Raw genomic sequence first — 3092 nt, forward strand, 5'->3', positions numbered from 1 at the left:
CTGAATCCATAGGGGTAAGAAGCGAACGCAGGGAACTGAAACATCTAAGTACCTGCAGGAAAGGACATCAACCGAGACTCCGCAAGTAGTGGCGAGCGAACGCGGACCAGGCCAGTGGCAATGCCGAATGAAGCGGAACGGACTGGAAAGTCCGGCCTTAGTGGGTGACAGCCCCGTACGCGTAGAACAGGCATTGTCCTTGAGTAGGGCGGGACACGTGAAATCCTGTCTGAACATGGGGAGACCACTCTCCAAGCCTAAGTACTCGTGCATGACCGATAGCGAACAAGTACCGTGAGGGAAAGGTGAAAAGCACCCCGACAAGGGGAGTGAAAGAGAACCTGAAACCGGTTGCCTACAAACAGTCGGAGGGCGCAAGCCTGACGGCGTACCTTTTGTATAATGGGTCAACGACTTAGTGTAACTAGCAAGCTTAAGCCGATAGGTGTAGGCGCAGCGAAAGCGAGTCTGAACAGGGCGAATGAGTTAGTTGCATTAGACCCGAAACCGAGTGATCTAGCCATGAGCAGGTTGAAGGTTGGGTAACACCAACTGGAGGACCGAACCCGCATCTGTTGCAATAGATTGGGATGACTTGTGGCTAGGGGTGAAAGGCCAATCAAACTCGGAGATAGCTGGTTCTCCGCGAAATCTATTTAGGTAGAGCGTCGAGCGAATACCCACGGGGGTAGAGCACTGGATGGGCTATGGGGACTCACCGTCTTACTGATCCTAACCAAACTCCGAATACCGTGGAGTACTACTCGGCAGACACACGGCGGGTGCTAACGTCCGTCGTGAAGAGGGCAACAACCCTGACCTCCAGCTAAGGTCCCCAAGTCATGGCTAAGTGGGAAAGGATGTGAGGATCCCAAAACAACCAGGATGTTGGCTTAGAAGCAGCCATCATTTAAAGAAAGCGTAACAGCTCACTGGTCTAAACAAGGGTCCTTGCGCCGAAAATGTAACGGGGCTGAAGCCATGCACCGAAGCTGAGGATGTATCGCAAGATACGTGGTAGCGGAGCGTTCCGTAAGCCTGCGAAGGGGTACCCGTGAGGGGCCCTGGAGGTATCGGAAGTGCGAATGTTGACATGAGTAACGATAAAGGGGGTGAGAGACCCCCTCGCCGAAAGACCAAGGGTTCCTGCTTAAAGTTAATCTGAGCAGGGTTAGCCGGCCCCTAAGACGAGGCGGACACGCGTAGTCGATGGGAACCACGTTAATATTCGTGGGCCTGGTGGTAGTGACGGATCGAGAAGATCGTAAGGGCTTATTGGATTGTCCTTGCGGTGGGTCGGTTCCAGGAAACAGCTCCACCGTATAGACCGTACCCGAAACCGACACAGGTGGTCAGGTAGAGTATACCAAGGCGCTTGAGAGAACTGCGTTGAAGGAACTCGGCAAATTGCACGCGTAACTTCGGAAGAAGCGTGACCTCTTTCTACGCAAGTGGAGAGGGGTGGCACAGACCAGGGGGTAGCGACTGTTTATCAAAAACACAGGGCTCTGCGAAGTCGCAAGACGACGTATAGGGTCTGACGCCTGCCCGGTGCTGGAAGGTTAAGAGGAGAGGTGCAAGCTTTGAATCGAAGCCCCAGTAAACGGCGGCCGTAACTATAACGGTCCTAAGGTAGCGAAATTCCTTGTCGGGTAAGTTCCGACCTGCACGAATGGCGTAACGACTTCCCCGCTGTCTCCAACGCAGACTCAGTGAAATTGAATTCCCCGTGAAGATGCGGGGTTCCTGCGGTCAGACGGAAAGACCCCGTGCACCTTTACTATAGCTTTACACTGGCATTCGTGTCGGCATGTGTAGGATAGGTGGTAGGCTTTGAAGCCCGGACGCCAGTTCGGGTGGAGCCACCCTTGAAATACCACCCTTATCGTCATGGATGTCTAACCGCGGCCCGTCATCCGGGTCCGGGACAGTGTATGGTGGGTAGTTTGACTGGGGCGGTCGCCTCCGAAAGAGTAACGGAGGCGCGCGATGGTGGGCTCAGAGCGGTCGGAAATCGCTCGTCGAGTGCAATGGCATAAGCCCGCCTGACTGCGAGACTGACAAGTCGAGCAGAGACGAAAGTCGGTCATAGTGATCCGGTGGTCCCGCGTGGAAGGGCCATCGCTCAACGGATAAAAGGTACGCCGGGGATAACAGGCTGATGACCCCCAAGAGTCCATATCGACGGGGTTGTTTGGCACCTCGATGTCGGCTCATCGCATCCTGGGGCTGGAGCAGGTCCCAAGGGTTTGGCTGTTCGCCAATTAAAGCGGTACGTGAGCTGGGTTCAGAACGTCGTGAGACAGTTCGGTCCCTATCTGCCGTGGGTGTAGGAATATTGACAGGATCTGTCCCTAGTACGAGAGGACCGGGATGGACATATCTCTGGTGGACCTGTTGTCCTGCCAAGGGCATAGCAGGGTAGCTATATATGGAAGGGATAACCGCTGAAGGCATCTAAGCGGGAAACCCACCTGAAAACGAGTATTCCCTTGAGAGCCGTGGAAGACGACCACGTTGATAGGCCGGGTGTGGAAGCGCAGCAATGCGTGAAGCTTACCGGTACTAATCGCTCGATCGGCTTGATCGTTCTCATTGTTCATGCTCATCGAAGATGAGCATGAGATCTTTTGTCCTCACGGGCCGTAGGCCCTGCGGACGGCGCGCCAAACGATTGGCGACGGCCTCTGGCCTTGCGGAGCTTCGCTCCGGAAGTGCCACGCAAAAGGTCTCGAAAGACGTGTTCGCAAAGCAGGGGGCAAAAGCGACTATTCGCTATTGGCTACTCCCTATTCGCTCAAAATCCAGCTTCTCGAAAAACGCCCTGCACAACAGGGCATGTTGCGCTTCGCCGACCTGGTGGTCATCGCGGGGTGGCTGCACCCGTTCCCATTCCGAACACGGCCGTGAAACGCCCCTGCGCCAATGGTACTTCGTCTCAAGACGCGGGAGAGTAGGTCGCTGCCAGGTCTGCTAAACGCAACACTCAATCTTCCCTCCACAAACCACCCATAACGCGGGGTGGAGCAGCCCGGTAGCTCGTCAGGCTCATAACCTGAAGGCCGCAGGTTCAAATCCTGCCCCCGCAACCA

The 3092-nt window shown here is 55.3% G+C and carries 1 tRNA gene and 2 rRNA genes (1 of these 3 only partly in view); all 3 read left to right on the plus strand.

The annotated features are described in order from the left end of the window. Positions 1-2590: ribosomal RNA gene (locus NNZ72_RS25640) — 23S ribosomal RNA — on the plus strand; it begins 286 nt to the left of the window's first position. Positions 2591-2855: 265 nt separating this feature from the next. Beyond that, positions 2856-2970 (plus strand): 5S ribosomal RNA (gene rrf, locus NNZ72_RS25195). 45 nt (positions 2971-3015) lie between these two features. Further along, a tRNA-Met gene (locus tag NNZ72_RS25200) sits at positions 3016-3092 on the plus strand.

Source organism: Shinella pollutisoli (assembly GCF_024609765.1).
In the GTDB taxonomy this organism is placed as follows: domain Bacteria; phylum Pseudomonadota; class Alphaproteobacteria; order Rhizobiales; family Rhizobiaceae; genus Shinella; species Shinella pollutisoli.